General features: G+C 73.7%; 6 protein-coding genes. 1 reads left to right on the top strand and 5 read right to left on the bottom strand.

The annotated features are described in order from the left end of the window. Positions 1 to 67 precede the first annotated feature (67 nt). The 3 genes from ABZ749_RS25910 to ABZ749_RS25920 all read right to left on the bottom strand — a co-directional run bounded on the left by ABZ749_RS25910 (position 68) and on the right by ABZ749_RS25920 (position 2,708). Positions 68 to 670 (bottom strand): bifunctional 4-hydroxy-2-oxoglutarate aldolase/2-dehydro-3-deoxy-phosphogluconate aldolase, encoded by a 603-nt coding sequence (locus ABZ749_RS25910; protein ID WP_357232268.1) that lies wholly within the window; start codon positions 668 to 670, stop codon positions 68 to 70. A gap of 67 nt (positions 671 to 737) precedes the next feature. Continuing rightward, the gene (locus ABZ749_RS25915) at positions 738 to 1,763 is read right to left on the bottom strand and encodes a sugar kinase (protein WP_357232271.1); all 1,026 of its coding nucleotides are present in this window, start codon (positions 1,761 to 1,763) and stop codon (positions 738 to 740) included. An 84-nt stretch (positions 1,764 to 1,847) separates the two neighbouring features. Continuing rightward, complete coding sequence (locus tag ABZ749_RS25920) at positions 1,848 to 2,708, bottom strand: S1 family peptidase (protein ID WP_357232274.1); 861 nt, start codon at positions 2,706 to 2,708, stop codon at positions 1,848 to 1,850. A 171-nt stretch (positions 2,709 to 2,879) separates the two neighbouring features. On the opposite strand from ABZ749_RS25920, the gene ABZ749_RS25925 reads away from it, so the two are divergent. After that, positions 2,880 to 4,058 carry a low temperature requirement protein A gene (locus tag ABZ749_RS25925; RefSeq protein ID WP_357232277.1) on the top strand — a complete coding sequence of 393 codons (1,179 nt, stop codon included), beginning with the start codon at positions 2,880 to 2,882 and terminating at the stop codon, positions 4,056 to 4,058. Positions 4,059 to 4,068: 10 nt separating this feature from the next. On the opposite strand, the gene ABZ749_RS25930 is transcribed toward ABZ749_RS25925, so the two are convergent. Next, positions 4,069 to 4,641: a nucleosidase gene (locus ABZ749_RS25930; RefSeq protein WP_357232280.1), complete on the bottom strand. Its 573-nt coding sequence runs from the start codon at positions 4,639 to 4,641 to the stop codon at positions 4,069 to 4,071. Between the two features lie 37 nt (positions 4,642 to 4,678). Beyond that, positions 4,679 to 6,799, bottom strand: a 2,121-nt coding sequence (locus ABZ749_RS25935) for an Hsp70 family protein (RefSeq protein ID WP_357232283.1), incomplete at its 5' end; no start/stop codon positions are given.

The raw sequence follows: 6,799 nt of genomic DNA on the forward strand, positions 1-6,799 counted from the left end.
CGGGAGGGAGGGCGGGAGGGCGGGCGGGAGGGGGGCGGGAGGGCGGAAGGGGGGCGGGAGCAGGGGGTCAGGGGCGGGTTAGCTTGGCTAGGGCGTCTAGCTGGGTGGGGTCGGAGAGGGCGGAGCCGACGGCCACCACGCGTACGCCAGCTTGCAGGAACGCGCCGGCGTTGCTGGCGTCCAGGCCGCCGGTGGCGACGAAGCGCAACTGCGGCAGCGGGCCGGCGACGGCCTTGAACCAGGCCGGCCCGAGGGCGATCGCGGGGAACGCCTTGAGCCAGGTGAGGCCGTGCCGCAGTGCCTGCTGGGCCTCGGTCGGGGTGGCCACGCCGGGCAGGTGCGGCAGGCCACGTGCGGCGGCGGCGTCGGCGACCGCGAGGTCCAGGCCGGGCGCGACGGTGAACCGGGCGCCCGCGTCGGCCGCCGCGGCGACCTGTTCGACGTCGAGCACGGTGCCGGCACCGACGATCCGGTCGCGCTCGGCCCCCGCCTCGACGGCGGCCCGCAGCGCCGGCACCGCGTCGGCGGTGGCCACCGGAACCTCCACCACGTCGATGCCGAGGTCCCAGGCGCGCTCGGCGAGCCGAACGGTCTCGGCGACCGGCAGGCCGCGCAGGATCGCCATCACCCGGGCGCCGCCGAAGATGTGATCGAAGTCCGGTGTGGTCATGGTGCACTCCATCCGATGTCGCGGTGGGACTGTTGCTGCTGGTCGGGTCGCAACCCGGCGGCCCGGCTCAGGTCGTCGCCCCCGGGTCGGTCAGGTCGAGCGGCGACCAGGCGTCGGCGGGGGCGCCGATGAGTTTCTCGAACCAGGTCCACGGCGGTACGGGGGCGTTGTCGCCGCTGCTCGTCAACGCCTGGGCGGCGACGAGGTGGCCGAGGCGCAGCCGCCGCACCGGGTCGAGGCCGCGTAGCAGCCCGGCGAGGTAACCGGCGGCGAACGCGTCTCCGGCGCCGACCGGCTCCACCACTGTCACCCGGGGCGCGGGCACGAAGACCGGTTCGGCGTCACGGACCAGTGCGGTGGCGCCCACCGCGCCGTCCTTGACCACCACCGTCTGCGGATCGGGCAACAACTCGCGTACGGCGGTCGGGTCGGTGGTGCCCCAGAGGGTCTCCGCCTCGTCCTGCCCGACGAAGACGAGGTCGCAGCGGTTGGCGAGGTCGCGCAGCACCGGTGCGGCCTGCTCGGCGGACCACAGTCGGGCCCGGTGGTTGACGTCGAAGCTGACCAACGCCTGCGCCAACGGCCGGTCGGTCACCGCGTGCTCGACAAGCGCCCGGCAGGACGCGGAGAGCGCCGGGGTGATTCCGGACAGGTGCAGCACCCGGGCACCGGCCAGCGCCGGGTCGGCCAGCGTGGCGGGGTCCATCCGGGCGGCCGCCGAACCGGCCCGGTAGTAGTGCACGGTGGTCCCCTCCGGGCCGGGGTCCTTGACGTACAGGCCGGTGGGGGCGGTCGGGTCCACGCAGACCTGGTCGACGCGGACGCCGGCGGCGGCGACGTGCCGGACGACGGCCCGACCGAAAGGGTCGTCGCCGACCCGGCTCACCCAGGTCGTCACGTGGCCCAGGTGGGCCAGGTAACCGGCCACGTTGGACTCGGCCCCGCCGACCGAGACGGCGACCCGCTCGGCGCGCTCCAGCGGCTCACCCGGCGCGGGGCAGAGCACCACCATCGTCTCCCCTACCGCTGCCACCTCGATCGACGGAAGGCCGGCCGGGACACTCGGCTGGTCAGGTCGGGGGGCGGTCGGCATCGGGCACACATCCTCGCGGCGGGGGTGCTGGGCGTCGCCGAGCCTAGGTGTCCCACGCGGGACGGGCAAGCGGTGTCCCGCTGGTCAGGGCAACGTCAACCCGTACGCGGCCAACACCTCCGCGATCGGCTGGTAGTAGGTGGTGCCGCCGGCCGTGCAGTTACCGGTGCCGCCGGAGAGGATGCCGAGGATCCTGCCGGTGGAGGCCACGTAGAGCGGTCCCCCGCTGTCCCCCGGTTCGGCGCAGATGTTGGTGCGGATCAGGCCGTAGATCACGCCGGTGGCGTAGTTGACGGTCTGGTTGAGACCGGTGACGGTGCCGCAGCGCACGCCGGTCGTGCTGCCGCTGCGGCACACCGCCTGACCGATGTACGCGCTGCCGGGGCCATTGATGGTCAGCAGGCCGGGGTAGGTGTAGACCGCGCTCGGGTGGGCGATCCGGCCGGTGTAGCGGATCAGCCCGTAGTCGTTGGTGGGGTAGCTGGTTGCGGTGCGGGTGCCGAGCACCGTGGTCTGGGCGCTGTCGGTGTACCAGGTGGCGGCGGTGGTGGTGCAGTGCCCGGCGGTGATCACGTAGTAGGTGCTGCCGCTGCGCGCGTTCGCGCCGAGCGAGCAGCGCGCGCCGCTGCCGTAGATGCCCTGCCCGCCGGCGATCAGCGGGCGCAGGGTTCCGGGTTCGCGGCGCAGCAGCACGCCGGCCCGGTCGGTCACCAACCGCAGCGCGGCCACCTCGCTGGGGGCCACTGTGTCGTCGACGGTGAGGGTCATCCGACCGGTGGCGGGGTCGAGACCCCAGGCGGTGCCCGCGGTGCGTACCCCGGTCAGCGTGGCCGTCGGGTCGGCGGCGGGCGCGGCGGCCCGGTCGGGGACGGCGGCCTGCGCCGCGCCAGGAGCGACGAGCAGCAGGGCGGTCAGGACGAGGGCGACCAGCGGGGAGCGGCGCATCCGAACCTCCGGAGAGATCGAGATTAATGGATGCAGTCAAGCATCGCCCGGCCTCCGACGCCCTGGCAACCTTCGGCCGCCCGCTTCCCCGACCGGCGGGAATCGCCGATCCGGGGACGGGCCGCGCCGGCACCGCCGATAATCCTCTTAAGACACGGCGGGAGGCCGGGCATGAGTACCGGAGGCACCGCGGCACTGGTACGCCGGCCGGACGGGTCGACCCGGGCCACGTTGCTGGAGTTGCTCTTCGACGTGGTCTTCGTGGCGGCCCTCGCGCTGACCTCGACGCTGTTGACCGAGAACCTTTCCTGGTCCGGCGGCGCGAAGGTGCTGCTGATGTTGACGGCCATCTGGTGGACCTGGTCGGTCACCGCCACCACCACCGAGTTCTACGACCCGCAGCAACGCCCCATCCAGGCCATCCTGATGATCGCCATGGTCGGCTCGGTGGGGATGGCGGCGTCCCTGCCGATGATCACCGACGGGCACGCGATGATCTTCGCGGTCGCGTACGTCGGTACGCACATTTCTCGCGGGATCATCCTGATCACGACGTTGCTCCGGCAGCGCCACCGGGCGGCCACGATCCGGGCCACCCGGTTCCTGTTCTGGTTCGTGGTGTCGGGCGTCTTCTGGATCACCGGCGGGGTGACCGGCGACGTGAACTGGCCGCTCTGGACCATCGCCATCGCGATCGACCTGCTCTCGTCGGCGGCCCGCTACCCGACACCCCGGTTGGGCCGGGTGCCGATCGACCAGTACGAGCGGACCACCGGGCACCTGGGCGAGCGGTACCAGCAGTTCGTGATCCTGGCCCTCGGCGACATCATCCTGGTGCCCACCATGCGGGTCAGCCGCACCGATCTCGACGGCGTACGGGTCACCGCGTTGTTCTGCGCCTTCGGCCTCATGCTGCTGATGTGGCAGGTCTACGTCTTCCGAGCCGGCGAGTTGCTGGAAGCCGGGGCGAGGGCGGGCCGGCCGGCGCGGGTGGCCCCGTACACCCATCTGGTGATGCTGGCCGGCGTGGTCGGCACGGCGGCCGCGTTCGACCTGGTCGTCTCGCGGCCGACCGGGACGACACCGGCGCGGTGGCTCCTGCTGATCATCGGCGGCCCGATCCTGTTCGTGGTCGGCCGCGCGCTGTTCACCCTGCTCGTGTCGACGAACGTGCCGTGGCGGCGGATGAGCTGCCTGATCGTGCCGCTGCTGGTGCTGCCCTGGGCCGGCCACTGGCCGCCGGTGCTGGTCACCGTGGTCGTGGCGCTGGGGTTGGCCGCTCACGTCCTGCTCCCTGGAGCGGCCCGGGAGACCACGCCGGGCCTGCGGTTTCGACAATCCGGCGACTGACCCTGCTCACTCAGGCGACGTGTCGGGCGGCCCACTCGGCGAGGTCCCGGGCGCACGCGTCCACCGACTCCTGCCAGCTCCGGGCCGCGCCGTCGCCCGCCTCGTCGCTGACCTGCTTGACCAGCCGGCACGGTACGCCGGCCTGCGCGGCGGCCCACGCCACCGCGTACCCCTCCATGTCGACCAGGTCGGCGCGCTGCGCCAACCGGTCCCGCTCCGCGTCGTCGGCCACGAAGGTGTCACCGGTCGCGAGCACCGCGCCCTCGGCGGCCAACGACAGCGGCGCCCCGTAGGTCTCGCCGGTGAGCGTGCGCAGCAAATCGGTGTCCAGGTCGTGCTGGAGCACTGTGGCGACCTCGTGGATGCCGGCCAACCCGGGGCGCAACGCGCCCGCCGTACCCAGATTGAGCAGCAGGGCAGGGCGCGGCCCGGCGGCCAGCACCGCGGCCACCGCGCTGGCGGCGTTCACCTTGCCCATGCCGGTGAGCAGGACCGGCAGCTCGGGCGGCAGGTAGCGGGCCTCCTCCCCCACGGCAAGAACCACCAGCGGACGATCGGCGCGGACCGTACCTCGAAGATTCACCGGAGCATCGTACGAGCCGGCCGGTGGGCCGTCGAGGTCAGTCGTCGGTGAAGCGGTACAGCACGAAGTCCTTCTCCGCGCCGCAGGCGATCACGCGGGTGTTCCACGAGCAGGAGGAGCTGCGCACGTCCTTCAGCTCACCCAACTCGTCGACCTCCCCGGACTCGGCCCACACCCCGGCCAGCACCCGGTTGTCAGCGACCACGCTGGGCGCCTTGGCGAAGACCAGCAGGTTGCCCGCGTCCAGGCGGACCGCCACCCCGCCCCGGTCCCGCAGCACCGGCTTGCCGGCGGCGTCGAAGACGGCGACGGTCGGCTCCGGCAGCTCCCGTTGGGCGAGCACCTGCTCACCCAACGGAACCAGACCGGTCACGCCCGGCGCCGACCAGCTCTTCATGCGCTCGCCCTCGGTGACCGCCACCACCTCGGTGCGCGCGACGTCGTTGTTCGGCACCTGCAACAGGCAGGCTCGCCGCTCACCGCAGGCCACCAGTTCCTTCGGGCGGTACTCGTCGTTGCCGGAGCGGTGCAGCACCACCGGCTCGGCGTCCGAGTTCAGGTCGTACGCGAGCAGCTGGTAACCACCCTCGTTGGCGGCCACGTACAGGCGGTCCTCGTGGGCGACCACCAGATCGTCGAGGTCGGCGACGCTGCCCCACTGGCGCAGCACGGCGCCGGATGCCATGTCGAGCAGCCGCACCGACCGGTCCGCACCCACCTGGACGAGTCGCCGCCCCTTGCTCGTCCACGGGTTGCGGGGCGTGCCGTCGAGGAAGGCCGGCCCGCCCGCCGCCGCGTCGGTGCCGACCGGTCGGACCACGGTACGGCCGCCGGCGTACTGGCCGCGGGGGTTGGGCTCGGTCCACTTCGCCGAGCCGTTGGTCAGGCGCAGACCGACCAGTTCGTCGGCGGTCCGGTCCACCAGCACCGCCGTGTCGTCGGCGAAGTAGACGTCGTCGTCACCACGCAGAACGCGTTGCCAGCGCTGCTCGCCGGTGCGGCCGTCGAGGACGGCCAGCGGTCGGGGGGTGCCGTCGCCCGGCGCGTCGGCGAGGACCGCGACCGCCCCGGGGACGGCGATGATCGCCTCCCAGTCGTTGGCCCGCACGTCGGTCTGCTCGCGCCACAACTCGCGGCCGTTGCCCGCGTCGACGGCCACCACCTCCAGCCGGTCGTCCGGCAGCGCAAACGCCAGGTAGGCCCGGTCGTCGAGCACCGCAGTCCACATGTCGAGCGGCCGTTCGGCGCCGGCTGACAGGCGGGACAGCTCGCGCAGCGAGGCGAACTCCAGATCCGGGTAGCGGTCCCGGGTCAGGTAGAGCGTCGCCGCGGTGGCCACCCCGGCGAGGGCCAGCACCGCGCCGAGCACCACCCAGCGCGCCCGAGGCCAGCGGGTCGCGCCGGCCGGCGGGGTCGGGGTGGCGCCGACCAGGCCCGGCCCCTGGGGCGGGCCTGCCGGCGGGGTGGATCCCGGCCAGGGCTGCGACGGTACGACCGGCGCGGGGGCTCCGGCCGGGGCGGGCGGGCTGACGGGGTTCGCCATCGGCGGGCTCACGGGACGGGGCGCGGGCGGGCTCACCGGAGCCGGCGCGGGTGGTGCGAGCGGCGGTCCCGCGTACGCCGGGGCGGGGAGCGGCTTGCGCAGCGGCAGGTCGGTCAGGGCACCCTCGGCCACCGGCAACTCGGGCTGGTCCAGCACCGTCGGCGCGATCCCCAGCTCGGCGTGGAGCATGCGGGCCACCAGCGGGATCCGTGACGACCCGCCCACGAGGAACAGCCCGTCGAGCTGATCGGGTCGCAGCCCGGCGGCGGCGATGACCTCCCGGGCCCGCTGCACCGCCCGGCGCAGCAGCGGCGTGGCCACCCGCTCGACGTCCGCCCGGGTCAGCTGGATCGTCTCGGCCACTCCCGGCACCGCGACCGGGGCGACAGAAGACCGGGACAGGGTTTCCTTCGCCCCACGTACCTCGTCCCAGAGCCGGACCTGGTCACGGCGCTGCGCCGGATCCGCCGGTCGGGTGAGCCGGGCCCACTGCCCGGCGTGCCGCTCACCGACCAACTCGGGGTAGGCGATCTTGTCGGCGTTGAGGCCGTCAAGCAGCCTGGCCAGGTCGGCGCCCGCGCTCCGCTCCCACCAGTCGCCCTCGGGTTCGCGTTG

The organism is Micromonospora sp. NPDC047753, assembly GCF_040642735.1.
GTDB lineage: Bacteria > Actinomycetota > Actinomycetes > Mycobacteriales > Micromonosporaceae > Micromonospora.